Source organism: Ruegeria sp. J8, from assembly GCF_056531925.1.
Window position 1 is genome coordinate 55,081 of record NZ_JBQFMR010000009.1, and the last position, 26,042, is coordinate 81,122.

General features: G+C 60.8%; 27 protein-coding genes. 14 read left to right on the plus strand and 13 right to left on the minus strand.

Going from position 1 to position 26,042, the window contains the following annotated elements:
- Positions 1 to 9: 9 nt before the first annotated feature.
- A complete protein-coding gene (gene recR, locus ACR0L1_RS17620) occupies positions 10 to 603 on the plus strand; it encodes a recombination mediator RecR (RefSeq protein WP_480860103.1) in 594 nt (197 codons plus the stop codon).
- Positions 604 to 673: 70 nt separating this feature from the next.
- Here recR and ACR0L1_RS17625 read toward each other — a convergent pair whose 3' ends face one another.
- Positions 674 to 1,171, minus strand: a complete 498-nt coding sequence (locus tag ACR0L1_RS17625) for a lactoylglutathione lyase family protein (RefSeq protein ID WP_480860105.1) — start codon at positions 1,169 to 1,171, stop codon at positions 674 to 676.
- A 197-nt stretch (positions 1,172 to 1,368) separates the two neighbouring features.
- Here ACR0L1_RS17625 and ACR0L1_RS17630 point away from each other — a divergent pair, with 197 nt between their 5' ends.
- Positions 1,369 to 1,857, plus strand: coding sequence for a hypothetical protein (locus ACR0L1_RS17630; protein WP_480860107.1), 489 nt, complete (start codon positions 1,369 to 1,371; stop codon positions 1,855 to 1,857).
- On the opposite strand, the gene ACR0L1_RS17635 is transcribed toward ACR0L1_RS17630, so the two are convergent.
- Complete coding sequence (locus ACR0L1_RS17635; protein WP_170783038.1) at positions 1,854 to 2,495, minus strand: ribonuclease T2 family protein; 642 nt, start codon at positions 2,493 to 2,495, stop codon at positions 1,854 to 1,856. The genes ACR0L1_RS17630 and ACR0L1_RS17635 overlap by 4 nt on opposite strands.
- A gap of 131 nt (positions 2,496 to 2,626) precedes the next feature.
- Here ACR0L1_RS17635 and ACR0L1_RS17640 point away from each other — a divergent pair, with 131 nt between their 5' ends.
- Positions 2,627 to 3,388: a DUF1013 domain-containing protein gene (locus tag ACR0L1_RS17640; RefSeq protein ID WP_170774713.1), complete on the plus strand. Its 762-nt coding sequence runs from the start codon at positions 2,627 to 2,629 to the stop codon at positions 3,386 to 3,388.
- A 53-nt stretch (positions 3,389 to 3,441) separates the two neighbouring features.
- Entirely contained in the window at positions 3,442 to 3,834 is a 393-nt protein-coding gene (locus tag ACR0L1_RS17645; protein WP_170783039.1) for a hypothetical protein, read from the plus strand.
- A 38-nt stretch (positions 3,835 to 3,872) separates the two neighbouring features.
- Here the strand turns inward: ACR0L1_RS17645 and ACR0L1_RS17650 are convergent, their stop codons facing one another.
- Positions 3,873 to 4,904, minus strand: coding sequence for a permease (locus ACR0L1_RS17650; RefSeq protein WP_480860109.1), 1,032 nt, complete (start codon positions 4,902 to 4,904; stop codon positions 3,873 to 3,875).
- Complete coding sequence (locus ACR0L1_RS17655) at positions 4,897 to 5,205, minus strand: ArsR/SmtB family transcription factor (RefSeq protein WP_480505327.1); 309 nt, start codon at positions 5,203 to 5,205, stop codon at positions 4,897 to 4,899. The genes ACR0L1_RS17650 and ACR0L1_RS17655 overlap by 8 nt, the downstream gene beginning before the upstream one ends.
- Positions 5,206 to 5,323: 118 nt before the next feature.
- On the opposite strand from ACR0L1_RS17655, the gene pdxR reads away from it, so the two are divergent.
- The 6 genes from pdxR to ACR0L1_RS17685 all read left to right on the plus strand — a co-directional run bounded on the left by pdxR (position 5,324) and on the right by ACR0L1_RS17685 (position 14,330).
- Positions 5,324 to 6,784 carry a MocR-like pyridoxine biosynthesis transcription factor PdxR gene (gene pdxR / locus ACR0L1_RS17660; protein WP_480860111.1) on the plus strand — a complete coding sequence of 487 codons (1,461 nt, stop codon included), beginning with the start codon at positions 5,324 to 5,326 and terminating at the stop codon, positions 6,782 to 6,784.
- A gap of 126 nt (positions 6,785 to 6,910) precedes the next feature.
- On the plus strand, positions 6,911 to 8,689 hold the full coding sequence (gene xsc, locus ACR0L1_RS17665) for a sulfoacetaldehyde acetyltransferase (RefSeq protein ID WP_480860113.1): 1,779 nt from the start codon (positions 6,911 to 6,913) through the stop codon (positions 8,687 to 8,689).
- 5 nt (positions 8,690 to 8,694) lie between these two features.
- On the plus strand, positions 8,695 to 9,708 hold the full coding sequence (gene pta / locus ACR0L1_RS17670) for a phosphate acetyltransferase (protein ID WP_480860115.1): 1,014 nt from the start codon (positions 8,695 to 8,697) through the stop codon (positions 9,706 to 9,708).
- 56 nt (positions 9,709 to 9,764) lie between these two features.
- A complete protein-coding gene (locus ACR0L1_RS17675; protein ID WP_480860116.1) occupies positions 9,765 to 12,611 on the plus strand; it encodes a molybdopterin oxidoreductase family protein in 2,847 nt (948 codons plus the stop codon).
- A 97-nt stretch (positions 12,612 to 12,708) separates the two neighbouring features.
- Complete coding sequence (locus ACR0L1_RS17680) at positions 12,709 to 13,458, plus strand: 4Fe-4S dicluster domain-containing protein (protein ID WP_480860118.1); 750 nt, start codon at positions 12,709 to 12,711, stop codon at positions 13,456 to 13,458.
- A complete protein-coding gene (locus ACR0L1_RS17685; RefSeq protein ID WP_170791156.1) occupies positions 13,458 to 14,330 on the plus strand; it encodes a dimethyl sulfoxide reductase anchor subunit family protein in 873 nt (290 codons plus the stop codon). The genes ACR0L1_RS17680 and ACR0L1_RS17685 overlap by 1 nt, the downstream gene beginning before the upstream one ends.
- A gap of 97 nt (positions 14,331 to 14,427) precedes the next feature.
- Here the strand turns inward: ACR0L1_RS17685 and dapA are convergent, their stop codons facing one another.
- A complete protein-coding gene (dapA, locus tag ACR0L1_RS17690) occupies positions 14,428 to 15,300 on the minus strand; it encodes a 4-hydroxy-tetrahydrodipicolinate synthase (protein WP_480860120.1) in 873 nt (290 codons plus the stop codon).
- Positions 15,301 to 15,434: 134 nt separating this feature from the next.
- On the opposite strand from dapA, the gene ACR0L1_RS17695 reads away from it, so the two are divergent.
- Entirely contained in the window at positions 15,435 to 17,399 is a 1,965-nt protein-coding gene (locus tag ACR0L1_RS17695) for a lytic transglycosylase domain-containing protein (RefSeq protein ID WP_480860122.1), read from the plus strand.
- Here ACR0L1_RS17695 and ACR0L1_RS17700 read toward each other — a convergent pair.
- Together ACR0L1_RS17700 and mnmC2 are read right to left on the minus strand one after the other, a co-directional pair.
- The gene (locus ACR0L1_RS17700) at positions 17,373 to 18,242 is read right to left on the minus strand and encodes a DMT family transporter (RefSeq protein WP_170774738.1); all 870 of its coding nucleotides are present in this window, start codon (positions 18,240 to 18,242) and stop codon (positions 17,373 to 17,375) included. The two genes, ACR0L1_RS17695 and ACR0L1_RS17700, sit on opposite strands and share 27 nt — an antisense overlap.
- Positions 18,239 to 18,904: a tRNA (5-methylaminomethyl-2-thiouridine)(34)-methyltransferase MnmC2 gene (gene mnmC2 / locus ACR0L1_RS17705; RefSeq protein ID WP_170774740.1), complete on the minus strand. Its 666-nt coding sequence runs from the start codon at positions 18,902 to 18,904 to the stop codon at positions 18,239 to 18,241. The genes ACR0L1_RS17700 and mnmC2 overlap by 4 nt, the downstream gene beginning before the upstream one ends.
- A 55-nt stretch (positions 18,905 to 18,959) precedes the next feature.
- Between mnmC2 and ACR0L1_RS17710 the strand changes: the two genes are divergently transcribed.
- Entirely contained in the window at positions 18,960 to 19,994 is a 1,035-nt protein-coding gene (locus ACR0L1_RS17710; RefSeq protein ID WP_480860123.1) for an NAD(P)/FAD-dependent oxidoreductase, read from the plus strand.
- Here ACR0L1_RS17710 and ACR0L1_RS17715 read toward each other — a convergent pair.
- The 5 genes from ACR0L1_RS17715 to ACR0L1_RS17735 form a co-directional block, all read right to left on the minus strand.
- Complete coding sequence (locus ACR0L1_RS17715) at positions 19,986 to 20,777, minus strand: HTD2 family dehydratase (RefSeq protein WP_480860125.1); 792 nt, start codon at positions 20,775 to 20,777, stop codon at positions 19,986 to 19,988. The two genes, ACR0L1_RS17710 and ACR0L1_RS17715, sit on opposite strands and share 9 nt — an antisense overlap.
- Positions 20,778 to 20,816: 39 nt before the next feature.
- The gene (locus ACR0L1_RS17720) at positions 20,817 to 21,359 is read right to left on the minus strand and encodes an NADPH-dependent FMN reductase (protein ID WP_480552307.1); all 543 of its coding nucleotides are present in this window, start codon (positions 21,357 to 21,359) and stop codon (positions 20,817 to 20,819) included.
- Between the two features lie 112 nt (positions 21,360 to 21,471).
- Positions 21,472 to 22,134 carry a YiaD family glycine zipper/OmpA-like lipoprotein gene (locus ACR0L1_RS17725; RefSeq protein WP_170791170.1) on the minus strand — a complete coding sequence of 221 codons (663 nt, stop codon included), beginning with the start codon at positions 22,132 to 22,134 and terminating at the stop codon, positions 21,472 to 21,474.
- 118 nt (positions 22,135 to 22,252) lie between these two features.
- Positions 22,253 to 22,945 (minus strand): helix-turn-helix transcriptional regulator, encoded by a 693-nt coding sequence (locus tag ACR0L1_RS17730; protein ID WP_170791172.1) that lies wholly within the window; start codon positions 22,943 to 22,945, stop codon positions 22,253 to 22,255.
- A gap of 284 nt (positions 22,946 to 23,229) precedes the next feature.
- Positions 23,230 to 23,877 carry an RluA family pseudouridine synthase gene (locus tag ACR0L1_RS17735; protein ID WP_480505304.1) on the minus strand — a complete coding sequence of 216 codons (648 nt, stop codon included), beginning with the start codon at positions 23,875 to 23,877 and terminating at the stop codon, positions 23,230 to 23,232.
- 95 nt (positions 23,878 to 23,972) lie between these two features.
- Between ACR0L1_RS17735 and ACR0L1_RS17740 the strand changes: the two genes are divergently transcribed.
- Both ACR0L1_RS17740 and ACR0L1_RS17745 read left to right on the plus strand, forming a co-directional pair.
- The gene (locus tag ACR0L1_RS17740; protein WP_480505302.1) at positions 23,973 to 24,383 is read left to right on the plus strand and encodes a nuclear transport factor 2 family protein; all 411 of its coding nucleotides are present in this window, start codon (positions 23,973 to 23,975) and stop codon (positions 24,381 to 24,383) included.
- 1 nt (position 24,384) lies between these two features.
- The gene (locus ACR0L1_RS17745) at positions 24,385 to 25,089 is read left to right on the plus strand and encodes an SGNH/GDSL hydrolase family protein (protein ID WP_480505300.1); all 705 of its coding nucleotides are present in this window, start codon (positions 24,385 to 24,387) and stop codon (positions 25,087 to 25,089) included.
- Here ACR0L1_RS17745 and rarD read toward each other — a convergent pair.
- On the minus strand, positions 25,080 to 25,964 hold the full coding sequence (gene rarD, locus ACR0L1_RS17750) for an EamA family transporter RarD (protein WP_170775004.1): 885 nt from the start codon (positions 25,962 to 25,964) through the stop codon (positions 25,080 to 25,082). The two genes, ACR0L1_RS17745 and rarD, sit on opposite strands and share 10 nt — an antisense overlap.
- Positions 25,965 to 26,042 lie beyond the last annotated feature (78 nt).

Sequence of the window (26,042 nt, forward strand, 5' to 3'; positions counted from 1 at the left end):
GCACACGCGTTGAGTTCGAACAGCGACATCGACAATCTGATCGACCTGATGGCCAAACTGCCGGGGCTTGGGCCCCGCTCGGCCCGTCGCGCGGTGCTGCACCTGATCCGCAAACGTGCGCTGCTGCTGACACCCCTGTCGGACGCCATGCAGCAGGTCGCCATCACCGCCCGCGAATGCTTGAACTGCGGCAACGTGGGCACCATGGACATCTGTGACATCTGCGACGCCGAGGCCCGCGCCACCGGAGAGCTGTGCGTAGTCGAAGACGTAGCCGACCTCTGGGCGATGGAACGCGCAGGCGTGTTCAAAGGCCGCTATCACGTGCTGGGCGGGACACTCTCGGCACTGGACGGCGTCGGCCCGGACGAACTGCGCATCCCGCACCTCAAGGACCGGGTCACGGCCGAAGGAATCACCGAAGTCATCCTCGCCCTGAACGTCACCGTAGACGGCCAGACCACAGCCCACTACATAGCCGATCAGTTGGAGGGGCAGGTCCGCCTGACCTCACTGGCCCAAGGCGTGCCGATTGGGGGCGAGCTGGACTATCTGGATGACGGGACGATTACGGCAGCACTGAGGGCACGAAAAGAGCTCTGAACTAAGCAAAACGGCAGCATCCGGAACGCTTTGGCCCCTTCCGGCCACACACAAGCTTCGGTCTCATATGTCAGGTGTAAGCCCCCGAAGAGTAGGTCAATTCGTAGGAATGGCTATAAATCTCGAAGACAATGCCAAAGGGGTCTTCGACATAGACCATACGGTAGGGCTTCTCACCGGGATAATAGTATCGAATTGGCATCCGCTGCTTGCCTCCCGCTGCAACGATTTTTTCCACCAAACCTTCGACATCCGGGTCTTGGACGCAAAAATGGAACGTACCATTCTGGCGAAAGTCGATATTGTTTTCCGGTACATAATTCCCGTCAAACTCGAAAAGCTCGAACCCAATGCGATCAGCAGTCGCGAGATGTGCAATACGTAGTTTTTTCCATTCCGGGCCAAACACATCGGTACACATGACACCGATATCCGTATCGTCCTCTACTACATCGGTCGGCGGCATGATCACGTAGAAACCAAGGACTTCGAAGTAGAACTGTACAGCCTCGTCAACGTTTGGGACAGACAATCCGATGTGAGAGAATGTTCTTGGATGTTGCGGCATTGTTCGCTCCTTGTTTTAAGGTGCAAAAACTATTGTGCCACAGCCAAGTTTCAAGCGCCTCCGCGGCGAGGCAAAGCCGGGTTCCGCCATGCACATAGGTGTTCTTTCGCGGCGACATCAGTCAAGAATGGCCTTTGCCTGCCGCACGCGGCGTGTACTATGGCTTTGACCTTGTCCATTTGATTTTGGGAACTGTAATGAAACGCCTTTTTGCTGTCGCACTTGCCGCCTTTACAGCCACTACTGCGTTTTCGCAGCAGCTAATCGACAAAGGCTTTGTCGACGGCTGGAACATCATGATGGACCCCGCGCTCGGCAACGGGTGCTTGATCCAGACGGTGTATCAGGACCTCTCGGTCGTGCGTATCGGCTATGATGCGTTGGACAATCGCGGGTATTTTGCCGTCTACAACAAGGCTTGGGGTGATATCAAACAGGGCGAAAGCTATCCGATCCGTTTTGAACTGGACGGCCAGAGCTTTGATGCCACTGCCATCGGGTTCAACCAGCGCGATGTGCCCGGCGCCACCGTCTTTTTCACCGACCGCAGCTTTGTGGACGCTATCGCCAGAAACAAGACGATGACCGTCTACAACCCTGTAGGCGAAGTGGTTATGGCGATTGACCTTAAAGGCACGGCCAAAGCGCTGGACTATGCGCGGGATTGCCAGAACCGTAAGCTTTAGCGAATCGGATCGAACAACGCATCCTTGGCCGCGCAGTCGCGGATCACGTCCAGTCCACAGGGCACAGGCGACAGATCGCGGGACAGGCACAGGCGGACCTCTTCGATATAGCCCTGTTTGCAGGTGACGGTGATCATGTCGCGCTCTAGCGCGGGGTTGGCCTTGAGAAACGCCTCTTCCACCACCGAGGCGGGCAGCTTGACCGAAGCGTCCAATTGACGGAACACCTGTGGACGGGCGACGCCCTCATAAGCCCGCCGCGACAAGGCGTAGTAGTCCAATGCAGACAGGCCCGAACAGGTTCCGTGCTTTTTCCACTGGTGCCACGCCAGCCCAGAGGTGCCTTGAATATCCGCCATCTCTCGCGTCATCGCACGCGACGGTGGCGCCTTGGCCGTCGGGCAATAAGACGGCCAGCCATTGTGGTATTGCGGCCAAAGCCCGTGTAGGATCCAGCCATGATCATGCCGCGCATCGCATTGGTCGGACCCGCGCGCATCGCCGACGCGGGCGCACCAGTTGGGCGACCAACTGAGCGACAGAACGTAGTAGTCGAACACACCCGCCTTCTCGCCGTCGGCCTGTGCGGCCAGCCCGCTGAACGCCCACAATGCCAGCGCTAAAATCCCGTGGCGCATTCGCCTCTTCCCTTCTTGCCTTTGCGCGACTATATAGGCCCGAAGTTCCCCGACAACGGAAACCTGCCCCAAGACCACGGGGCCGCCGAATTCCGGCGACGGGACAGATGTATGCATTAGGAGGCAGGCTGATGGCAAAACCGCTTATGGCCAAAGCAACCGCCGTTTGGCTGGTGGACAACACCACGATCAGTTTCAAGCAGATCGCGGATTTCGTAGGAATGCACGAGCTTGAAGTGCAGGGCATCGCAGACGGCGACGTGGCTGCTGGCGTCAAGGGTTTCGACCCCATCGCCAACAACCAGCTGACCCAGGACGAGATTGACTCGGCCCAGAACAACCCGCTGCACAAGCTGAAGCTCAAGTTCAACGCTGCTGCGGCAGGTGAGGAAAAGCGCCGTGGCCCGCGCTATACCCCGCTGTCCAAACGCCAGGACCGTCCGAACTCGATCCTGTGGCTGGTTAAGTTCCACCCCGAGCTGAGCGATGGACAGATCGCCAAGCTGGTCGGCACCACCAAGCCCACCATCCAGTCGATCCGCGAGCGCACGCATTGGAACATCGCTAACATGCAGCCGATCGACCCGGTTGCGTTGGGCCTGTGCAAACAGTCCGAGCTGGACGCGATTGTCCAGAAAGCGGCCGCGAAGAAAGCCGCCGAAGGTGGCGTCATGAGCGATGATGAGCGCCGCAAGCTGGTTTCGACCGAACAGTCGCTGGAAATGGACGCCGCACCGAAAATCCCGACCGCCATCGAGGGGCTGGAAACCTTCTCGCTGTCCGATGACCCGGTCGAGGAAAAAGACGATGAGCCGATCATCGACGCCGACAGCTTCTTCAACCTGCCCAAAGGCGGCGGCAACGAGGAAGAAGACGAAGATCCGCGCTTCTGATACTTAATCAGCCCCGGTCCGAAACGGCCGGGGCTTTTTTGCACGAGATACCTATGCTGAATGCTTTGTCCTCTGTCTTCGGCCCGCACCGTGCGGTGTCGATCTATGCATTTCTGAAAACATGGGGCCTGCTGATGGTGGCGATCGTCGGCACAGTCTCGGTCGCAGCAGCGCTGCTGATACTCAACGATGACGGCGCGCACGAACACGACTCGTACCTGACGGTTGCGGTTCTGACGGCGACCCCGATGAATGGAGACTTGAAACACGGCGTCATCGCGTCGGTTCAACTGCCCGACGGGTCCACCATCTCGATCGACGAATCCAAGGAACACGTAGCTCGCACCGTCGGCGATACCGCCTGCGTCGAAAAACGCGTCTACGTCAAAAGCCAAGAGCCCCGGTACCGGTTCAAAATGCCGAGCCTCTGCGAGGCCAACCAATAAGCAAAACCGCCCGGAGGCATCTCCGGGCGGTTTTTCCTTTAGATCATCTGAAAGATAACCCCTGCGATGATCGCCCCGGTGATCCCCAGCCCAAGGTAGGTCGCAAAGACCCGTGGCTTGACCAGCGACCACACTGCCGCCATCGCCGGGATCGAGCTGACCGCGCCTGCGATCATGAACGACATGGCAGCGCCTGCGCTCATGCCCTGCTCGGTCAGCCCCGCCAGCAACGGCGGTGCGACGTAAGAGTTCAGATAGGCAGGCATTCCGACCAGCGCCGCGATGACAATCGGCACAATGCCTTCGCCCCCAACCACACGCGCGATCAGGTCGGCGGGCACATAGCTAACTAGAAGCGCCTCGAGTACATAGGCCAAAGCCAGCCACTTCAGCAGGAACATCCCGTTCTGGACAAATTCAGCTCGGAACCGCGTGCGGCGTTCCGGTTCCTGCCAGAATTTCCAGACCGGCTTGTCGTCCTGTTTCGGACCACAGCCGCAGCACCCGGCGGGTTTGTAAACGCGCAGAGGCTCCGCGAACGCTCCGCCACGCATCAGCGCGCGCACCACGAAGCCTCCGAACAGGCCCAAAGCAACGGCGGCGACGGCCTTGCCTATGGCAAACGGCCAACCCAGCGCGCCCGCCGTGATCAGCAGGGTCGGCGGGTCGATCAGCGGTGAGCTCAACCAAAACGCCATCACCGCCGACAAAGGCGCGCCCAGCGCCAGCAGACCGGCGATGAAGGGGATCACCTCGCAGGAACAGAACGGGGCAAGGCCACCGAACAAAGCGGCGAGGAAAATCATCCGCGTCTCGCGCCCCTCAAAGGCACGCGCGACCATGACCTCGGCCCCGGTGGCTTTGAGGTAAGACAGTAACAACACGGCAAAGAGGATATACTGCCCGGTATGCGCCAGAGCCTTGCCTGCAAACGTCACCACTTCGGTCCAATTGGCCGGGTCCAGAACGGCGACCCCAATCAGAATGACCACGATCACCGCCCAAGGAGTTTTGATCAGGTCCAGCGTAACTTTCGCCGGAATCTTCGGGTTTTGTGTTAGCTCAGCCATCGTTTGCGGCCTTTCCCACTTCGTCGGCGCAGCACTCGGACAGGATAAACTGCGCCAGTTTCCTCAACTCGTCATAGTTCGCGCGGTTGATCGTGGTTCGGCCGATCTTCTCCTGCTGCACCACCCCTCCGGCGGCCAGAAACCGCAGGTGATGTGCCAGCGTTGACGGTGCAATCCCGGTTCGGTCCTGGATCTCTCCAACCGTCAGACCGGCCTCACCGGCGCGGACCAGCGTTTTTAGAACCTTCAGCCGGGCCTCGGAGCCCATGGCAGAAAATCCCGCAGCGGCGGCTTCCCACATTTCGCTACTCCATTAAACTAGATTTCTAGTTATTTAGGTTATTCGTATCGCCCCGTCAACAGTCAAAAATGCGTAAGTCCAGATTGCTCCCTCCATAAGTCCACCCTATAAGGTACGCATGGGGATATCGGTCGACACTTTCTTTCTGGAACTCAACGGTCAGGGCACTCTGCAAGCGCAGATCCAGCAGATGATTGCCGAAGGTATCCTGTCGGGCCGTTTTCATGTGGGTGAGAAACTGCCCTCATCCCGCAAACTGGCTGCCCACCTGGGCGTCAGCCGGATCACGGTGACGTTGGCCTATACGGAACTTCTGGCCAATGACTATCTAACAGCCAAGGGGCGGTCGGGGTATTATGTGTCGGAAAACGCGCCGGTTCCCCCGAAATACACGCCCACCCCGCGCGGCGACGAGACTGTGGATTGGAGCACCGCCCTGGCGCGCAAGTTTTCGGACGGGGACACTCTGACAAAGCCCAGCGACTGGCGCGATTACCGCTATCCGTTCATCTACGGTCAGGCCGACCGGTCGCTGTTCGATCATGCCAATTGGCGCCTGTGTGCGGTGCGGGCGCTGGGGCACAAGGATTTCGATTCCCTGACCGGGGATTATGTGGATCAGGACGACCCTCTTCTGGTCGAATTCATCGCCCGCCATACCCTACCCCGCCGCGGGATCGCCGCAAGACCCGAAGAGATTCTGATCACGCTGGGCGCGCAGAACGCATTGTGGTTGGCCTCGCGCATCTTATTGAACCGCAACCGAACGGCGGTGATCGAGGACCCTTGCTATTATGCTCTGCGCGATCTGCTGAACCATTCCGACTGCAAAGTGGCGCCGGTCGCCGTGGACCGTGACGGGCTGCCACCGGATGCGCTGCCCGAGCAGACCGATGTGATCTTTACCACCCCCAGCCACCAAAGCCCCACCACCGCGACCATGCCGATCGAACGCCGCACTGCGTTGCTGGAGCGCGCCCGCGCTTTGGATGCGATGGTGGTCGAAGATGACTATGAATTCGAGATGGCCTTTTTGGGTGCACCCTCTCCGGCGCTGAAATCCATGGATCAGGACGGGCGGGTGATCTATGTAGGCAGCTTCTCGAAGTCGCTGTTTCCCGGACTGCGCCTTGGCTACATGGTCGGGTCCGCGCCGTTCATCCGCGAAGCCCGCGCCCTTCGGTCGCTGGTTCTGCGCCACCCGCCGGGGCATGTCCAGCGCACGGCGGCTTATTTCCTGTCGCTTGGCCATTACGATGCACAGATCAGGCGCATGTCCAAAGCGCTGGCGTATCGACGCGCAGCGATGGACAAGGCGGTTGAACTCCATGGTCTGACCGTCGCCGGTCGGGGGATCATGGGTGGCTCATCTCTGTGGATGTCAACCCCCGAGCATATAGACACGACCGATCTGGCCCGAGCCTTACAAGACCAGAGCGTGCATATCGAGCCCGGCGCGCCCTTCTTTTCTGGCGCAAACCGGCCGCGGAATTTCTATCGTCTGGGTTATTCTTCGATCCCACAGGACCGAATTGATCCAGGCGTGAAACGGATCGCCGAGACGATCCGCAAAGCTTGACTTCGATCTGGACCTAACCCGCCCTGACTTCTGGCCCTAACGCGACCCTGTCCCTTGCGCCAAAACCATATCTAAAGGCGGGGCTGCCAGCCCGGCCAAACTCATATATGCGCGGAGATCAACCAGATGAAAATGACCACCGAAGAGGCCTTTGTTAAGGTTCTGCAAATGCACGGGATCGAACATGCGTTCGGGATCATCGGCTCGGCCATGATGCCGATCTCAGACCTGTTCCCCAAAGCGGGGATCATGTTCTGGGACTGCGCACACGAAGGCAGCGCCGGTATGATGGCCGACGGCTATACCCGCGCCACCGGCAAGATGTCGATGATGATCGCGCAGAACGGCCCCGGTATCACCAACTTTGTCACCGCCGTCAAAACCGCCTATTGGAACCACACCCCGCTGCTGCTGGTCACGCCGCAGGCCGCGAACAAGACCATCGGTCAGGGTGGTTTCCAGGAAGTCGAGCAGATGAAACTGTTCGAAGACATGGTCGCCTATCAGGAAGAGGTCCGCGATCCGACCCGCGTGTGCGAGGTTCTGAACCGCGTGATCATGCAGGCCAAACGCGCCAGCGCCCCTGCGCAGTTGAACATCCCGCGCGATATGTGGACTCAAGTTATCGACGTCGACCTACCCGCGATTGTGGAATTCGAGCGTCCCTCGGGCGGCGAAAGCGCCGTGGCGCAGGCGGCCGACCTGCTGTCGAACGCCAAGAATCCAGTGATCCTGAACGGTGCGGGCGTGGTTCTGTCCGAAGGCGGCATCGAAGCGTCGAAAGACCTGGCCGAGCGTCTGGATGCGCCGGTATGTGTCGGTTACCAGCACAATGACGCCTTCCCCGGCTCGCACCCGCTATTCGCTGGCCCGCTGGGCTATAACGGTTCAAAGGCGGGTATGGAGCTGATTAGCGAGGCCGATGTGGTTCTGTGCCTCGGCACCCGTCTGAACCCGTTCTCGACACTGCCGGGCTACGGCATGGAATACTGGCCGGCGGATGCCAAGATCATTCAGGTCGACATCAACCCGGATAGGATCGGCCTGACCAAAAAGGTCTCGGTTGGCATCATCGGCGATGCGGCCAAGGTGGCCAATGGCATTCTGGCAAATCTCAGCGACACAGCTGGCGACGCCGGTCGCGATGAGCGCAAGGCGAAAATCGCTCAGAAAAAGTCCGCTTGGGCGCAGCAACTGTCCAGCATGGACCACGAGGATGACGATCCAGGCACCACATGGAACCAGCGCGCTCGCGCAGCCAAGCCCGACTGGATGAGCCCCCGCATGGCGTGGCGCGCGATCCAGTCCGCCCTGCCGAAAGAGGCGATCATCTCGTCCGATATCGGCAATAACTGCGCCATCGGCAACGCTTATCCGTCCTTCGAAGATGGCCGCAAATATCTGGCCCCGGGCCTGTTCGGGCCCTGCGGCTACGGCCTGCCCTCGATCATGGGGGCTAAGATCGGCTGCCCCGACGTGCCGGTTGTGGGCTTTGCGGGTGACGGTGCCTTTGGCATCGCGGTCAACGAACTGACCGCCATTGGGCGCGAAGAATGGCCCGCGATTACGCAGATCGTCTTCCGCAACTATCAGTGGGGGGCGGAGAAACGGAACTCGACCCTGTGGTTCGACGACAACTTTGTGGGCACCGAGCTGGACACCAAGGTCTCTTACGCCGGTATCGCGCAGGCGTGCGGTCTGAAAGGCGTGGTGGCACGCACCATGGACGAGCTGACAGCGGCCCTGAATCAGGCCATCGAGGACCAGAAGAACGGCATCACTACCCTGATCGAAGCCATGATCAACCAAGAACTGGGTGAACCCTTCCGCCGCGACGCGATGAAGAAACCAGTGGCCGTTGCAGGCGTCACCGCCGATGACATGACCCCGCAGGCCGGGGCGTAATCCGCGTGAAGCCTCTGCGCGCCATTCTCGGGACAGCAAGCGCGTCGGACAAGATCATCGCCCTGTCCGAGGGCGACGATCCCCGCGTTGTCGAAGGGGCCGTCAAGGCCGTGAAAGAGAATGTTGCGCGGATCATACTGATCGGAGACAGGGCCGAGGTTTCGGCCCTTCTCAGCGCACACGAGGGATATGACCCGGATTGGATCGACATTCATGACCCGGCCACCTCTGACCTGACGCCCGGCCTTGCACAGGCCCTGCATGAGCGGCGCAAGCACAAGGGCCTGACGCTGGATGAGGCGCGCCAGCAGATCGCCAACCGCCTGACCTATGCTGCCATGCTGGTGCAACAGGATATAGCCGACGGCACGGTCGGCGGAGCGGTCGAAACCACCTCGGACACCGTGCGCGCCGCGTTGCAGATCATCGGCACCGCGCCCGAGGCCGCGATGGTGTCCAGCTTCTTCCTGATGCTGTTCTGTCAGGACCATCACGACGTCAAAGGCGCCCGCATCTTCGCCGATTGCGGTCTGGTCGTGGACCCTGACGCGCGAGAGATGGCGGAAATCGCCCGTGCCTCGGCTGACTCCTACACCACCCTGACTGGCGACACAGCGCGGGTTGCGATGCTGTCCTTTTCTACCTCGGGCAGCGCGGACCACCCCAAAGTTTCCAAAGTGGTCGAGGCCACACAGATTGCACGCGCCAAGGACCCAACCCTGCTGATCGACGGAGAGCTGCAATTCGACGCTGCCTTCGTTCCCGAAGTCGCCGCCACCAAGGCCACGGACTCACCGCTCAAGGGTGAGGCAAATGTCTTTGTCTTCCCCAGCCTGAATGCTGGGAACCTCGGCTATAAAATCGCCCAGCGCATCGGTGGGGTCGAGGCCATCGGCCCAGTACTGCAAGGGCTGGCGAAACCCGCGAACGACCTGTCGCGCGGTTGTTCGTCCGAAGACATCCTGCACATGATCGCCGTCACCGCAGTTCAGGCGCAACACAATGATGTCGGGACGTAATCCGTCCTAAGGCATGAAAACGAAAAAATTATTCCGATTTTTCGCAAAACGTGGGAATGATCGGGTCGCAAGCTGAAAAGGGGGCGCATTTGAACCAGCCAGTGATCGACACCTCGCCCAAGGTTTCCGACGAGGTCCGCAAGACCACCTGCTACATGTGCGCCTGTCGCTGCGGCATCAATGTCCACATGAAGGACGGCAAGGTTGCCTATATTGAAGGCAACCGCGACCACCCTGTGAACAAGGGCGTTCTGTGCGCAAAAGGCAGCGCCGGGATCATGCAGGTCAACGCGCCCTCACGCCTGCGCAAACCGCTGCGCCGAGTTGGCCCACGCGGCTCGGGCGAGTTCCGCGAGATCGAGTGGGACGAGGCGATCAGCACCGCTGTCGGCTGGCTGAACGAGCTGCATGAGACCGCCCCGCAGAAACTGGCCTTTTTCACCGGCCGCGACCAGAGCCAAAGCTTCACCAGCTTCTGGGCGCAGAATTTCGGCACTCCCAACTATGCAGCCCATGGCGGGTTCTGCTCGGTCAACATGGCGGCGGGCGGAATCTACACAATGGGCGGCGCGTTCTGGGAGTTCGGCCAGCCCGATTGGGACCACACCAAGTTGTTCATGCTGTTTGGTGTGGCCGAAGACCATGACAGCAACCCGATCAAGATGGGCATCGGCAAGATCAAAGCACGCGGCGCGCGGGTGATCGGGGTGAACCCGATCCGCTCGGGCTATAACGCGGTGGCCGACGATTGGGTCGGGATTACGCCCGGCACCGACGGTCTGTTCATCCTGTCGCTGATTCATGTGCTGATGAAAGCGGGCAGGATCGACCTCGACTATCTAAGCCGCTACACCAACGCGCCTGTTCTGGTGAACGCCGCCGAAGGCCCCGAGAAGGGGCTGTTCCTGCGCGACGACGACGGCAAGCCACTTGTCATCGACCGCGTGACTGGCGAACCAACTGCCTTTGACAAACCCGGTGTCCGTCCGGACCTGTCAGCCACCTATGACAAAGACGGCGTTACGCACCGCCCGGTCTTTCACCTGATGGCCGAGAAATACCTGTCCGACGACCACGCCCCCGAAAAAGTCGCCGACCGCTGCGGCATCCCGGCCAAACGCATCCGCGCGATTGCGGCCGAAATCGCGCGCGTCGCCTTTGACGAGGCGATCGAGCTGGACCACGAATGGACCGACTTCCGGGGCGAAAAACATTCGAAAATGACAGGCCGCCCGGTCAGCTTCCACGCCATGCGCGGCATCTCAGCCCATGCCAACGGTTTTCAGACCTGCCGCGCCCTGCACGTGCTGCAAATCCTGCTGGGCACGGTCGAGGTCCCCGGCGGTTTCCGCTTCAAACCACCCTACCCCAAACCGGTCGAGGCGCACCCCACCCCGCACGGAGACCGCCGCCCCGGTCGCCCTCTGGAAGGCCCGCACCTTGGCTTCCCACGCGGCCCCGAAGACCTGCTGCTGGACGAACACGGCAACGCGCAGCGCATCGACAAGGCGTTCACCTGGGAAAACCCGATGTCGGCCCATGGGCTGATGCATATGGTGATCTCGAACGCCGCCGCTGGTGATCCCTACAAGATCGACACGCTGTTCATGTATATGGCGAACATGTCGTGGAACTCCTCCATGAACACCAAGGGCGTGATGGAGATGCTTTCGGCCAAAACCGAAGACGGCAAATATGTCATCCCCAAGATCATCTACTCGGATGCCTATTCCTCGGAAATGGTGGCCTATGCCGACCTGATCTTGCCCGACACCACCTATCTCGAACGGCACGACTGTATCTCGCTGCTGGACCGCCCGATCTGCGAGGCCGATGCCGCCGCCGACGCGATCCGCTGGCCAGTGGTCGAGCCCGACCGCGACGTGCGCGGGTTCCAGTCGGTTCTGATCGAACTGGCCAACCGCATGAGCCTGCCGGGCTTCACAAACGAAGACGGCACGCCCAAATGGAAGGACTACGCCGACTATATCGTCAACCACGAACGCAAACCGGGCATCGGACCGCTTGCGGGTTTCCGGGGCGAGGATGGCGACAAAGAAGGGCGCGGCGCGGTCAATCCAGACCAGCTGAACCGCTATATAGACAATGGCGGTTTCTACGTCGCCCATATCCCCGAAGGTGCGGATTACTACAAACCGTGGAACACGGCCTATCAGGACTGGGCGGTCAGCATGGGCCTCTATGACAGCCCGCAACCCTATCTGTTTCAGCTCTACTCCGAGCCGATGCGCAAGTTCCAACTGGCCGCCGAAGGGCACGGAGACAAACAACCCCCCGAGCAACTGCGTCAGCGCCTCAAAGACACGATGGACCCGCTGCCCATCTGGTACGAGACCGACCAGCAGGGCAACGAAGGCTTCACCATCAACGCCCTGACCCAACGCCCGATGGCGATGTACCATTCCTGGGGCACCCAGAACGCGTGGCTACGGCAACTCCATGGACGCAACCCGCTCTACGTGCCGACCAAACTGATGCGTGAACACGGGCTACAAGACGGCGACTGGGCCAAAGTCACCTCGCCCCACGGCGAAATCACCGTTCCGGTGATGGAGATGGCCGCGCTCAACGACAACACCGTCTGGACGTGGAACGCAATCGGCAAACGGAAAGGCGCATGGGCCCTGCAAGTGGACGCGCCCGAAGCCACCAAGGGCTTCTTGCTGAACCACCTGATCCATGAACTCCTCCCCCCAAAAGGCGACGGAATGCGCTGGGCCAACTCGGACCCGATCACCGGGCAGGCCGCGTGGTTCGACCTCAAGGTAAAGATCAAAAAGGCCGATCCGCCATCCGACGCCGAAAGCCAGCCGGAATTCGCCCCGATTCAGTCCCCAGTCGGCACCGGCCCCAAGGACTTGGCATGGAAGGTTGGCAAATGAGCAGGATCCAATCTTCATCTGGCCAAAAATATCCCGGGGAGCGCGAGGGGCTGGCCCCTCGCACCGACCCTCACCACCTACGCGGAGGTCAAAGCACATGACCCAGCTCCCCTCATCGACCGACCGCAAATTGGGCCTCGTCATCGACCTTGACACCTGCGTCGGTTGCCACGCCTGTGTGATCTCTTGCAAAGGCTGGAACACCGAAAACTACGGCGCGCCACTGTCGGATCAGGACGCCTATGGGGCCGACCCTTCGGGCACATTCCTCAACCGCGTGCATTCCTACGAGGTGCGACCCGCTGAAGGTCCCGCACAACTCATCCACTTCCCCAAGTCTTGCCTGCATTGTGAGGATGCCCCCTGCGTCACCGTCTGCCCCACCGGGGCCAGCTATAAACGGGTCGAGGACGGGATCGTTCTGGTCAATGAAAGCGACTGCATTGGGTGCGGGCTTTGTGCGTGGTCCTGCCCCTATGGCGCGCGCGAATTGGATCGGGCGGAGGGAGTGATGAAGAAATGCACCCTCTGCGTGGATCGCATCTATAATGAGAACCTGCCCGAGGTGGATCGCGTGCCGTCCTGCGTGCGCACCTGCCCCGCCGGCGCTCGTCATTTCGGAGACCTCGGCGACCCGGAAAGCGATGTCAGCAAGCTGGTCGCCGAACGCGAGGGCATGGATCTGATGCCCGAAATGGGCACCAAACCCGTCAACAAATACCTGCCGCCGCGGCCCAAGGACCAGATTGAGGACCAGATCGACATCCTCGCCCCGCTTCTGGCCCCAGTTGCTGAAGAACCCAAAGGCTTCCTTGGTTGGCTCGATAAAACACTGGAGAAGCTCTGATGCATCCAGCCCCTTCCGTCATCATCTTCACCACACTTTCAGGCCTGGGATTTGGGTTGCTGTTCTTTCTGGGCCTCGGGATGCCTGACGTTTCGGGCTGGGTGGCCTTTGTGTTTTTTGTCATCGCCTACGGCCTGTCGGTCGGAGGGCTGATGGCCTCGACCTTCCACCTTGGCCACCCGGAACGGGCTTTGAAGGCATTCACCCAATGGCGTTCCAGCTGGCTCAGCCGTGAGGGTTGGTGTGCTGTGATCGCTTTGCTCGTGATGGGGCTTTATGCCATTGGTCTTGTTTTCTTTGGCCAGCGTTGGGGGCTTTTCGGCCTTATCGGCGCCGGATTCGCCTTGGCGACCGTTTTCACAACCTCGATGATCTATACCCAACTCAAAACGATCCCGCGCTGGAACATGAAACTGACACCAGCCATGTTTCTCAGCTTCAGCCTTGCTGGTGGGGCGCTCTTGGCGGGTCAGACGAGCCTCGCAGTTCCACTTTTGCTGGCGGCGGCGTTTGTTCAGGCATTTTATTGGTGGCTAGGGGACAAAGCCTTTGCCACCTCTGGCACAGACCTTGGCACTGCCACCGGTTTGGGTGCACGCGGCGCGGTACGGGCCTTTGAACCGCCGCATACGGGAACCAACTACCTTCTGCGCGAATTCGTCTTTGTGGTGGGTCGCAAACACGCCGAGAAACTGCGCATCATCGCGTTTGTTCTGGCCTTCATGGTCCCGGTGTTACTGCTGGTTCTGCCGTTCAGCCATTTCTTTGCCGCCTTGGCGGTGTTGTCTCATTTGGCAGGAGTTGCGGTGTCACGCTGGTTGTTCTTTGCGCAGGCCGAACATGTTGTTGGGCTGTATTACGGCAAACGATAGGGCATGAGGGGGCCAGCCCCCTCTTGAGCCTGCGGCTCAATTCACCCCCGGGATATTTATGGCCAGATGAAGTTCGGACCCGAGTTGAGGCCCGGCGTTACAGCAGGCCCGCGTGTTTCATCGCAGCCTCGATCGCGGCTTTGGTGCTGTCTTCCAATTCCGTGAGCGGCGAGCGGACCTCGGTGCTGCACAAGCCCAGTTTGGACAGTGCGTATTTGGCACCGACAAGGCCGGGTTCGATGAAGATCGCCTCGTGCAGAGGCATCAGACGGTCCTGATAGTCCAGCGCCTTGGCATAGTCGCCCGCGAGCGTGGCCTGCTGGAACTCGGCGCAGAGTTTGGGGGCTACGTTTGCAGTAACCGAGATGCAGCCGACGCCGCCATGGGCGTTGAAGCCCAGCGCTGTGGCGTCCTCGCCCGACAACTGGCAGAAATCCGGACCGCAGGTGGCGCGTTGCAGGCTGACCCGTGCCAGATCGCCTGTCGCATCTTTGACGCCGATAATACGCGGCAACTTTGCCAGCTCGCCCATGGTATCGGGTGACATGTCGATGACCGAACGACCCGGAATATTGTAGATGATGATCGGGATATCTGCGCATTCATGCAACGCGCGGAAATGTGCGATCAGCCCTTTTTGCGTAGGCTTGTTGTAGTATGGGGTCACGACAAGAGCCGCATCTGCCCCAACCGTTTGAGCAAATTGCACAAAGCGGATGGCTTCGACCGTGTTGTTTGAACCCGCGCCCGCGATAACCGGCACGCGTCCGGCGGCGGCCTTGACCACCTCGGCCACGACGGTTTCATGTTCATCGTGGCTGAGCGTGGGGCTTTCACCCGTCGTGCCTACAGGGACCAATCCGGTCGAGCCTTCCTGAATGTGCCACTCGACCAAGTGTTTGAGCGTATCCAAGTCCAACGCGCCGTTTGTGAACGGGGTGACGAGGGCTGGCATTGAGCCTTTGAACATGACACGCTCCTTGGTGTGCGGTTAGCAATTTTTTGCCTCGCGCGGCATCACAATCTTGGCGATGTGTGTTGATCCCGGCGGTGCAAGGTTTATCCTGAATGGCTCTATCCTTGGTTGGTTGGGAAATGCAAGGCATGACACGCGTTCTGGCGCTTTTGACAGCTGTGATTCTGAATTCATTCGGGCAAGCAAAGGCCGATGCGGTAGACGATCTGCGCGCCGGGATGAATGAGATGCGCAAGGGTGACTGGAACGCAGCGTTGCGCGAATCCGGTGCACGAGGATCGGTGTCGCGCGATATCATCGTCTGGCATTGGCTGCGTGAAGGGTTCGGGACCTCGGGCGATGTACTGGTATTTCTGGATCGACGTCCTGATTGGCCAGGCCTGGCGTGGCTGCGGCGCAAGAGCGAGCCAGCCTTTACCGGGGCTGATCCCGACCGGGTGGTGAAGTTCTATGACGACCTCCCGCCGCAAACCGCTGAGGGGGCGTTGAACTACGCCGTGGCACTGAAGGCCAAGGGACGCACCGGGGATGCCGAGGCCGATATCGTGACCGCATGGCGGACCATGCCCATGGGGGCGGGTCTGCAAAAAAACTATCTTGAGAATTTTGAGGCGATGCTGCAGCCTCATCACACGGCACGGCTGGATCGGATGCTGTGGGATGGCCATCTGGTCAGTGCGGGGCAGATGCTGCCTTTGGTTAGTGCCGATCAGCGCAAGCTGGCCGTGGCGCGGATCGCCTTGCAAAAACGCCAGCCCGGCGTGGATGGCAAGGTTGCCGCAGTGCCTAAATCACTGGTGGATGCGCCTGGGCTGGCCTTTGACCGCTTTGTCTGGCGCGACAAGAAAGAGCTGGACGACAGCGCGATTGACCTGATGCTCGCGCGCTCGACCGGGCCCGATGCACTGGGTGAGCCCGACAAATGGGCCGAGGGCCGCCGCCGGCTGGCGCGGCTTGAGATGCGCAATGGCAGCGCGGCCAAAGCCTATGAAATCGCGGCCAATCACCATATGACGCCCGAAAATGGGTATGGCTATGCCGATCTGGAGTGGCTGGCCGGGTTTCTGGCGCTGCGGAAACTGAATGACCCGGCCACGGCGGTTCGGCATTTCCAGAATTTCTCGGATGCAGTAGCATCTCCGATCTCGAAAGGACGCGGCGGGTATTGGCTGGGGCGAGCCTACGCGGCGTTGGGCGATGCGGACAAGGCTTATGCGGCCTATGCGATGGGGGCGGACTATCAGACTTCATTCTATGGTTTGCTGGCGGCCGAACAGATTGGGCGTCCGTTTGACAGCGAATTGGCCAACCCGCGCCGTGCACCGCATTGGAAGCAGGCGGATTTCGCCGATTCCAGCGTGTTGGAGGCCGGTTTGTTGCTGTTACAGGCTGGTGAGGACAACCTGTCGGAACGGTTCCTGACTCATCTGGTCGAAAGTCTGGACTCTACGCAAGCCAACCAACTGGGCGATTTGGCCATTGAACTGAAAGAACCCCATCTGGCCGTAATGATTGCCAAGCGCGCGGCCACAGTGGGCATTGTTTTGCCTGCGGCCTATTACCCGGTGCATCCGGTGGCCGATCTGGGCCTGCCGATGGCCAAAGAGATGACGCTGGCCATTGCCCGCCGCGAAAGCGAATTTGACCCGGTCGTGATCAGCGGCGCAGGTGCGCGGGGACTGATGCAGGTGATGCCCGCAACCGCCCAAAACGTGGCGCGAAATCTGGGCATCCTTAGCGGGCACAAGACCTCGAGCCTCACGTCGGACTGGCAGTATAACGCCAAGCTGGGGGCGAATTACCTGTCCGGTCTGGCCGAGGACTTCAACGGCAATGTGGTGATGATGGCGGCTGGCTATAACGCCGGGCCGGGCCGTCCGATCTCGTGGATGGAGCGCTATGGCGACCCGCGGGCAGGCGAGATTGACGTGGTCGACTGGATTGAGACCATCCCCTTCAGCGAAACCCGTAACTACGTGATGCGCGTGGCGGAAAGCTTGCCGGTTTACCGCGCACGGCTGGGGCAGCCTGCCCTGCCGGTGCCGTTCTCGCAAGAGCTGACGGGTTCAACCCTGGCGGCGTTCGCGCCATAGGGTAAAGAGGCCCGCCGCAACGACCAAAGCTGCGCCCAGAATGACCTCGGCGCGCAGGGCTTCGCCAAAGATCGAGATACCGATGATAGCGGTCCAGACCAGATGAAAATAGGCAAAAGGTTGCACCGCGCTGGCCTCGGCCAGCTCATAGCATTTGATCAATAGCCAGTGACCCGAGACACCTCCGACGCAAAGCAGTAACATCCACGCCCAATCGGCACGGGCCATCGGCTCCCAGAACCACATGCCGACCAGGGTCATCGCCACTGCCCCGGCTATGCCGGTCCAAAAGAAACTGGTGGCCGCACTGTCCTTGCGGGCAGCATAGCGGGTCAGCAGGCCATACAACGCAAACAGAAAGGCCGAGATCAGCGGCACGATGGCCCACGGGTTGAACACGCCCATCCCCGGTTGCAGGATGATCAGAACGCCGACGCACCCCACCCCGATCGCCAGCCAACGTCGCCAGCCAACCTTTTCGCCCAGAACCGGCCCGCTGAGCGCTGCCACCAACAGCGGATAGCAGATGAACACCGCCATGCTGTCGATCAGGCCCAGCACTGTAAAGGCGAACACGGCCACGCAAACCTCGACCGCGAGCAAGACGCCCCGGAAGACCTGCAAGCCCAACTGGCTGGTCTGTGCCGCTGCCTTTAGCCCTCCGGGCGCGCGTGCGGCCAATGCGATCACAAAAGCCGCAAAGAACCAATAGCGGATCATGACGACCATGTAGGTGTTGTAGGTCGCCGCCAGATGGCGCGAGATCCCGTCCTGCAACGCAAACACAACCGTCGCCGCGATCATCAGCGCGATACCGGCGCGGATATTGTTCTGCTGGCTCATTCCTTCACCGCGCGGGTCATGTGACGTTTGCGGCCATATCCGGGGGCTCGGGCCACGGTGAAGCCCGCATCGGCCAGTCCGCGCCGAACAAATCCGGCCGCCGTATAGGTCGCCGCAGTGCCGCCTTTGGCCGTGTGATCCGCCACCTGTTGCATCAGGTCTGAGCCCCATAGTTCAGGGTTTTTGGCAGGCGAGAACCCGTCTAGAAACCACGCATCCGCTTGCCCGGACCACGCAGGCAGAGTCTTCCGCGCATCGCCCTCGATCACCTCCAGCCGCAGGGTGCTCAGATCACAAGCCCCACCCTGCCATGCGCTTAGAAACCGCTCGGCCCAAGGGGTCAGATCGGGAAAGGCGTCCAGCGCGCGGGCCATGTCATCGCGACCCATAGGGTAGGCCTCGAAACTGGTGAAACTCAGCGGGGTTGTCTGGCCCGAGATCTCCCACGCAGACCAGACCGTCAGCATGTTCAGCCCGGTGCCGAATCCCAGCTCGGCTATGCGGAACCCCGGCGCGAACCGTGCAGGCAGATCATTGCCCGCCAGAAAGACATGCCGCGTTTCCTCCAGACCGTTCTGGAGCGAGAAATAGGGATCGTCGAAACGGTCCGAGACGGGGATTTGCCCGTCCCGCCATGTCAGTTCGGCACGCTGGTCTGCCATCGGGGAATCCTGTAGCTAAGCGGCGCGACACTGAACAAGGAAATGAGGTTTGGCAATGGTCGATGTGACGGTGCGGGGCGCGGGTATCTTTGGCCTGTCCATCGCGTGGACCTGCGCCCGACGTGGCGCCAAGGTGCAGGTGGTGGACCCGTTTGGCCCCGGCGCAGGTTCCAGCGGCGGGTTAGTGGGTGCGCTGGCCCCGCATGTGCCCGAGAACTGGAACGCCAAGAAAGCCTTTCAATTCGACAGCCTGATCATGGCCGAACCGTTCTGGACGCAGGTTGAGGCCACAGGCGGCGTCTCGCCCGGTTATGGGCGATTGGGGCGGCTGCAACCCATCGCGGATCAACGCACGTTGGATCTGGCCCACGCTCGCGCGGTGACAGCGGCCGAACTATGGCAGGGTCGGGCCGAGTGGCGTGTGGTCAGGACCACAGAGGTCGGCGCATGGTGCCCGCCCAGTCCGACCGGATTTGTGATCCTCGACACACTCAGCGCCCGGATGCACCCGCGCCGGGCCTGTGCCGCATTGGTCGCAGCGTTGCAGGTGATGGGTGTACATGTGCAGTCCGATGCGCCGGACGCAGGTCAGGTTGTCCACGCCACCGGTTTGGCCGGTTTAAAGGAACTAAATACCGCCTTGGGCAAGACGGTCGGCAATGGCGTAAAAGGACAAGCCGCCCTTTTGCGATTTGATGCCGGAGAGGTGCCGCAGCTTTTTGCCGATGCCATTCACCTCGTCCCCCATGCGGATGGCACGCTGGCGATTGGGTCGACCTCGGAACGTGATTATGACGATCCAACCAGCACCGATGATGCGCTGGACGACGTGCTGGACCGCGCTATCCGGGCTGTGCCGCTGCTGCACGGGGCTGAAGTGATCGAACGCTGGGCCGGGGTTCGCCCACGCAGCAAAAGCCGCGCCCCGATGTTGGGGGCACATCCGCTGCATCATGGACAGTTCATCGCCAACGGAGGGTTCAAGATTGGCTTCGGCATGGCCCCGAAAGTGGCCGAGGTCATGGCTGATCTGATGCTTGAGGGGCGTGATACCATCCCCGAGGACTTCCGCCCCGAAGCGTCACTCTGACCGAGGATGTGCCTCAGCCTGCATGCATAGACGCCCGTCGGGACCACGCACCCACAGGTCGGATCCGGTCCGACACAAGGTTGCGGTTTCGAAATGCACCAGCGGCGACGACGCCCGGAAGGAAAACCGCGCCAAAGGTCCCATCTGCGCCTCGGCAAACAGCATCAGCAACTGCGCCAATAGCGGGCCGTGCACGACCAGCCCCGCATATCCTTCGACATCGCACGCGTAATCCAGATCATAATGGATACGGTGGCCATTGAAGGTCAGGGCCGAGTACCGAAACAGCAACGTGGTGTCGAAGGCGACTTGCTGCGTCTCGGTCTCATCTGTCCGCGCCTTTGGGGGTGTGGGGGCCGGGCCAGTTGGGTCTTCGCGGTAGACCAGATCCTGCCATTCGGTCACGCACAGCCCGCCCTGCTGCCAGATCTCATGGCGCAGTGTCACAAATCCCAAAGGCCCGCTGCGTCCGGTTTTCCGCGCGGTGCTTTCGCAGACAGAGCGACGCTCGGCCCGCTCACCGGCGACCAGAGGGGTGTGGAAGCTCAGCCGCCCACCCGCCCACATGCGGCGTGGCAAGCCCATATCGGGGATTAGGCCGCCCCGTTTCGGATGGCCGTCGCGACCCAGTCCTTGTGGCGGCTCGGGCGCCCAGAAGTAAAGCTGATGAAAAAAAGGCGGCAGCACCGTGTCTGCCGAGATGGAGGGCTTCTGACCCAGCGCGGCCTGCATCGCACAGGCGCGCGCCGGGTCGATCATATCGGTCTGGATGTCCTGTTGCATGGGGCCAGACTAGGCATCCGGCCCGTCCCGAACAACTGGTCAGAGGCCTGCTTCGGCCCGCAATTTTTGCATCAGGCTTCGCAGCATGTTCTCGTACCGGTCGCTGCGTAGCCGGCCAGCCTCGTCAAACTCATTCGAGCTGTCTGCCAGATGGAATTCGGGCCCTTGTAGAATGCGCGGCTGAAACGGCACCATAAAGCCGCGCAGCACCATCTGGGCGCGCTCACCCCCGGCGCGACCTGCGGCAGCCGACATCACGGCAACCGGCTTGTCAGCCCATGGTTTTGTCTTGGTACGGCTTACCCAATCCAGCGCGTTTTTCAGAACACCCGACGGCCCTTTGTTGTATTCCGGGGTCGAGATAATCACCGCATGGGCCTGCGCGATCTGGTCGGACAGTGTTTGAACCGCTGGGGGAATACCCTCGTGCGCCTCCAGATCACCATCATAAAGGGGAAGGTTCAGGTCAGCGTCAATGAAAGTGCCCGCCTCGAACAGGCGTGCCGCCTCGTGCAGCAGCTTGCGGTTGGTGGCGTCTTTGCGCAATGAGCCAGAGAGGCCCAGCAGGATCGGTTCGGACATGAGGAAACTCCGGGTTGTTCGTTTCCTTTTAGTTAGTCCAAGAATGCTGCGCGCCAAAGCATGGTTGACGCGCAGTCAATGTGCATAAATCGCTCTTATCAGATCGGCCCCGTCAGTTGGGCGTGATCTCGATATCCACGCGGCGGTTTTGCGCTTTGCCCGCGGCGGTCAGGTTCGAGGCGACAGGACGGTTTTCACCCAGACCGATCGTGGTGATCCGCGATCCGTTCACGCCATTGGCTTGCAGGATATCCGCGACCGAGCGTGCACGGCGTTCGGACAGACCCTGATTATAGGATGCCTCGCCATCACTGTCGGTATGGCCGATGACCTGAATATTCGAGTTGGGATATTTGTTCAGGTTCTGCCCGACCTTCACCAAGTCGGCCCGCAGCGCCGGGCGCACTGTGGCGCTGTCGGTGTTGAACGTGATGTCATTTGGCACGGTCACGATCAGGCGGTCGCCGGCATTGACGATGATGATACCGTCATTGGCCAGTTGCTGGCGTAGCTCGGCGGCCTGCTGGTCCAACTGGTTACCGATGATACCGCCACCGGCAGCCCCGATGGCCCCACCGGCCAGTGCACCCAACAAGGGGTCAGAATCATTGGCAATCGCGCCGACACCAGCGCCGATCAGACCACCCAGAATCGCGCCTTGCTTGGCGTTTTGATTGGGATCAGCGGGCAGGTTCAGCGTACCGGGGTCCGTGCAGGCCCCCAGAACCAAAGCCGAGCTGAGCCCGGCGGCAACAAAAAACTTGGAAATCGTCATAAGTTCACCTTCTGCTCTGGCACCCGTTTGCCGGGGCCACGTTCTTTCCCCCATTGTATCGCGCCACTTGGGCGCAGGCTCAAGCAACAATCGGGTGAGCGTGGCGGGATGACGCCGTTCAATGCGGTGGCGTGGGATCAGTCCAATAGTCCTGTTCCTGCCAGATCGCGCGCAAAGGCGCGCCTTGCCCGCAAAAGTGATCCTCGGTCGGGGCGCAGGCCCAGATGCGGTCGGTGCGGAAATGGCGAAACCCGTTGCGCAGCTCGCACCACGCCGCCAGCATGGTGCATTCGATGTGGTAGATCAACGCGACAGGCCGCACGATACGTTCGGTCCGCTGGCCTTCGGCGTTCACATAGGTGATGCGCAGTTTGCGTTCCGAACGGATCGCCTCACGGTAATTGACAATCGGGACACATCCCTTGGCAGGGTCATCCATTGGCGCGCCCCAGGGGGCTACTTGCAGCCAATCCGCAGGCGCACGCAGGGCTTCGATCTTGCGACACACCCGGTCGGCGGCCTGTTGCAAGGTGCTGTCACCCGTTCGGGCCAGCATGGACAACCCCACCCACAGGGCTTCAACCTCTTCGGCGTCGAAATTCAGCGGCGGCAGGTCATACCCCCGCCGCATCATGTAGCCGACTCCGGCTTCGCCCTCGATCGGAGTGCGTTGCGCCTGAAGCGCGGCGATGTCGCGGTACACCGTACGCACCGACACTTCGAGCTTTTCGGCCAGCGCCTCGGCTGTGACCGGCGCGTCTGTGGCGCGCAGGATCTGGATGATTTCAAACAAGCGGGTCGAGCGGCGCATCGGCGTCTCCGGGGTTGATCTGCTGACACCTTAACACAGCCCCCTGACAAGGTGGTGTCAGCAGTGACCCGCCAGATTGGACATGAAATGAAGGAGGTCCCCATGCCAAGCCGCGACGATCACGTTATGATGACACTGCAATTGGGCCCATGGTCCCAAGGCCACAGGCTGCGCGCCTTCGAGATCGAGCGCGAGATCATGGCCGCCCGCCAACCTTGCGTCTCTCGTCGGCGCAAAAGACGATTATCCCTTGGGAACTTGAAACTGCTATGGGTTGGGCTGTTCTAAAAGTCTGCCTTGGCGCGAAATTTCATCGATGCGCCTCCATCGGGGCTTTTTAGCCTTAACTCCTCGGAATGCAGCATCAGGCGCGGGAAGTCCCGCGCCGGACCCTCGGCATAGAACGGGTCACCTAGAATGGGATGGCCCAACGCCTGCATATGCACCCGCAACTGGTGCGAGCGGCCGGTTTTCGGAAACAGCCGGATGCGGGTCGTCTGACCCTCATGTTTTACTACGCGCCAGTCGGTCACGGCGAGCTTGCCGGTTTCATGACACACCATCTGGCGCGGACGATTGGGCCAATCGACGATCAGCGGTAGGTCAACGGTGCCGGTCTTGTCAGCAACCTGCCCCCAGACGCGGGCGACATAGGTCTTGCGGGTCTGACGCTTTTCGAACTGCATACTCAGATGACGCTGCGAATGGGGCGTCTGCGCAAATACCATCACACCCGACGTATCCCGATCCAGCCGATGCACCAACAGCGCCTGCGGGAACGCGGCCTGAACCCGCGTCAGCAGGCAATCGGCCAGATGGTCACCCCGCCCTGGCACGGATAGCAGCCCCGAAGGTTTGTTGACCACGATCAGGTGGGCATCTTCGTGCAGCACATCCAAGGGTGTCAGGGGGGGATCATAGGCGTCGCTCATGCGCGCCTGCCTATCCTACAGCGCAACCTCCCGCAACGTCGGGCTTGCCTGAACTCAACAGTTCAGCAAATCTGGCCCAAAGCGGAGGAGAACACATGCACCCCACAATCGCCCGCATGCAAGAGGTCGTCGCCAAAGGAGACGAAACCCTGATCCATGAATTGCTGGCCGAGGACGTGCGCTTCTCGCCCCCAACCTACTACAGCACATGGACGGGCCGCGAACCCGTGGCCGCCGTGCTGGGGCATGTGGGGCAGGTGTTTTCTGATTTCCACTATCGCCGGATCATGGGAGAGGGCAAGGACTGGGCGCTGGAATTCCAATGCAAGGTCGGAGAACTGGATGCGGTGGGTGTTGACCTGATCACACTGAGCGACGATGGTCTGATTCAGGAATTCGAGGTCGTCATGCGCCCCTACAAGAGCGTTGGCGCCCTGCGCGAAGCGATGATGTCGCGCGTTATGACCGACGCGCGGTTCCTCAAGTTCAAAGACGCGCTCAGTTAAGATGCCCTTCGCCGCCGATCAATTGCTGCGGGTCCCGCTGCTGCCGGTCTTGGCGGCACAAGGGCTGGCCGTGCGGCGCAACGCGCGGCTGCTGCCCGAACCGACGGGCCCCCGTGCCGGGCGTTTCGGCCGCGGTCCGCGCCTGCGCTTGCTGATTGCCGGTGACAGTTCGGCTGCTGGGGTGGGCGCTGGCACACAAACACAAGCTCTGTCAGGATGCGTGGTGCGCAATCTATCCCGTCACTACTGCGTCGAATGGCAACTGGAGGCCACCACTGGCCACACCACCGAAGACACGATCGCCCGACTGGAGGGCCTAGACGGTCCCTTCGACATGGCAATCACGGCCCTGGGCGTCAACGACGTGACCCGTCTTGTATCTGCGAAGGTCTTCGCAGACCGACAGGCCCGGTTGATGGAACTGTTGACCGGCCCACTAAGGGTGCGTCGCGTTGTTGTGATGGCGGTTCCACAGATGCACCGCTTTCCCGCGCTGCCCCACCCTCTGGCCTGGGTGCTGGGTCAACAGGCAGCCAGGCTGGACCGGGCTCTTCAAAAGGTTGTCGCACAATATGCGCAAGCCCGGCACCTGGCCCTCGACTTACCGGACGACCCTGCACTGGCCGCACCGGATGGCTACCATCCCAGTCCCAAAACCTATGCGATCTGGGCAGAGACCGCCGCCCATCTGCTGCATCAAGGCTGAGCGCGCATCTGCCGGATCATCGGGATCGAATAGATAACAAGTGCGGCCCAGATCATCGGAAAAGCGATCATGCGGCCTTGGTCGATCTGCTCGCCGAACATAGTGATAGCGGTGATGAAGATCATGGTCGGCGCGATGTATTGGAGAATCCCCATCGTAGACAGGCGCACCAGCTTTGCCCCATTGGCATAAACCAACAACGGAATCGCGGTTACGATACCACAGCCAAGCAGCAGCATCGTATCCGAAGCCGACACCCCAAAGCGCCCCGTCCCCTGCGCGCCCAGCCACGTCACATAGGCTAAGGCCGGGATCAGCAGGATCAGCACTTCAAGCAAAAACCCCTGATTTGGCCCAATGGGAAGCGAACGTTTGAAGAAGGCGTAGAACCCCCAGCTCACCATCAATCCCAAGGCTGCCCATGGCAGGCTGCCCGCCTGCCAGATCAGTACCAAAACGCCCGTCGCTGCCAATCCTACAGCGACAAGCTGCGCACGGTTCAACGGCTCCCGCAGCAACACAGCGCCGAGCGCAATGCTGAACAACGGGTTGATGTAGTAACCCAGCGCCGCATCCAACGCATTCCCGCTCGCAATGGCCCAAACATAAATCGCCCAGTTCACTGAGATCAGCGCCGCCGTCAAACACGCCATGCCCAACATCTTCGGATTGCCCAGCGCCGCCTTCAAATCTTGTGTTCGTCCCAACACGACCAGCAGCGCCCCGGCGACCGGTACTGACCAGATGATCCGATGCGCCACAATCTCAACCGGCCCGACATGCGCCATCGCTTTCATGTAAAGAGGCAGAAAGCCCCACAAAACATAGGCCGTTACTGCTAAGGCCAACCCCTTTGGCGTATCTTCACGGTTCATTGGTGTGGGGGTATCTGCCACGTTTGGTCTCCGGTTGGTGCCCATTTCCTCTATGGCAAATCAAATGGTTTTGGGAAC

What these genes read in the sequence shown, in the direction of transcription:
- ACR0L1_RS17730 (WP_170791172.1), bottom strand. Translation starts at nt 22,945, where the DNA reads ATGCGCCGCTCGACCCGCTTGTTTGAAATCATCCAGATCCTGCGCGCC.
- ACR0L1_RS17630 (WP_480860107.1), top strand. Translation starts at nt 1,369, where the DNA reads ATGAAACGCCTTTTTGCTGTCGCACTTGCCGCCTTTACAGCCACTACT.
- ACR0L1_RS17640 (WP_170774713.1), top strand. Translation starts at nt 2,627, where the DNA reads ATGGCAAAACCGCTTATGGCCAAAGCAACCGCCGTTTGGCTGGTGGAC.
- pdxR (WP_480860111.1), top strand. Translation starts at nt 5,324, where the DNA reads ATGGGGATATCGGTCGACACTTTCTTTCTGGAACTCAACGGTCAGGGC.
- ACR0L1_RS17725 (WP_170791170.1), bottom strand. Translation starts at nt 22,134, where the DNA reads ATGACGATTTCCAAGTTTTTTGTTGCCGCCGGGCTCAGCTCGGCTTTG.
- ACR0L1_RS17655 (WP_480505327.1), bottom strand. Translation starts at nt 5,205, where the DNA reads ATGTGGGAAGCCGCCGCTGCGGGATTTTCTGCCATGGGCTCCGAGGCC.
- ACR0L1_RS17720 (WP_480552307.1), bottom strand. Translation starts at nt 21,359, where the DNA reads ATGTCCGAACCGATCCTGCTGGGCCTCTCTGGCTCATTGCGCAAAGAC.
- ACR0L1_RS17715 (WP_480860125.1), bottom strand. Translation starts at nt 20,777, where the DNA reads ATGCAACAGGACATCCAGACCGATATGATCGACCCGGCGCGCGCCTGT.
- mnmC2 (WP_170774740.1), bottom strand. Translation starts at nt 18,904, where the DNA reads ATGGCAGACCAGCGTGCCGAACTGACATGGCGGGACGGGCAAATCCCC.
- ACR0L1_RS17675 (WP_480860116.1), top strand. Translation starts at nt 9,765, where the DNA reads ATGATCGGGTCGCAAGCTGAAAAGGGGGCGCATTTGAACCAGCCAGTG.
- ACR0L1_RS17735 (WP_480505304.1), bottom strand. Translation starts at nt 23,877, where the DNA reads ATGAGCGACGCCTATGATCCCCCCCTGACACCCTTGGATGTGCTGCAC.
- ACR0L1_RS17685 (WP_170791156.1), top strand. Translation starts at nt 13,458, where the DNA reads ATGCATCCAGCCCCTTCCGTCATCATCTTCACCACACTTTCAGGCCTG.
- dapA (WP_480860120.1), bottom strand. Translation starts at nt 15,300, where the DNA reads ATGTTCAAAGGCTCAATGCCAGCCCTCGTCACCCCGTTCACAAACGGC.
- ACR0L1_RS17645 (WP_170783039.1), top strand. Translation starts at nt 3,442, where the DNA reads ATGCTGAATGCTTTGTCCTCTGTCTTCGGCCCGCACCGTGCGGTGTCG.
- xsc (WP_480860113.1), top strand. Translation starts at nt 6,911, where the DNA reads ATGAAAATGACCACCGAAGAGGCCTTTGTTAAGGTTCTGCAAATGCAC.
- ACR0L1_RS17635 (WP_170783038.1), bottom strand. Translation starts at nt 2,495, where the DNA reads ATGCGCCACGGGATTTTAGCGCTGGCATTGTGGGCGTTCAGCGGGCTG.
- ACR0L1_RS17700 (WP_170774738.1), bottom strand. Translation starts at nt 18,242, where the DNA reads ATGAGCCAGCAGAACAATATCCGCGCCGGTATCGCGCTGATGATCGCG.
- ACR0L1_RS17625 (WP_480860105.1), bottom strand. Translation starts at nt 1,171, where the DNA reads ATGCCGCAACATCCAAGAACATTCTCTCACATCGGATTGTCTGTCCCA.
- ACR0L1_RS17650 (WP_480860109.1), bottom strand. Translation starts at nt 4,904, where the DNA reads ATGGCTGAGCTAACACAAAACCCGAAGATTCCGGCGAAAGTTACGCTG.
- rarD (WP_170775004.1), bottom strand. Translation starts at nt 25,964, where the DNA reads ATGAACCGTGAAGATACGCCAAAGGGGTTGGCCTTAGCAGTAACGGCC.
- ACR0L1_RS17740 (WP_480505302.1), top strand. Translation starts at nt 23,973, where the DNA reads ATGCACCCCACAATCGCCCGCATGCAAGAGGTCGTCGCCAAAGGAGAC.
- ACR0L1_RS17695 (WP_480860122.1), top strand. Translation starts at nt 15,435, where the DNA reads ATGACACGCGTTCTGGCGCTTTTGACAGCTGTGATTCTGAATTCATTC.
- ACR0L1_RS17710 (WP_480860123.1), top strand. Translation starts at nt 18,960, where the DNA reads ATGGTCGATGTGACGGTGCGGGGCGCGGGTATCTTTGGCCTGTCCATC.
- ACR0L1_RS17745 (WP_480505300.1), top strand. Translation starts at nt 24,385, where the DNA reads ATGCCCTTCGCCGCCGATCAATTGCTGCGGGTCCCGCTGCTGCCGGTC.
- ACR0L1_RS17680 (WP_480860118.1), top strand. Translation starts at nt 12,709, where the DNA reads ATGACCCAGCTCCCCTCATCGACCGACCGCAAATTGGGCCTCGTCATC.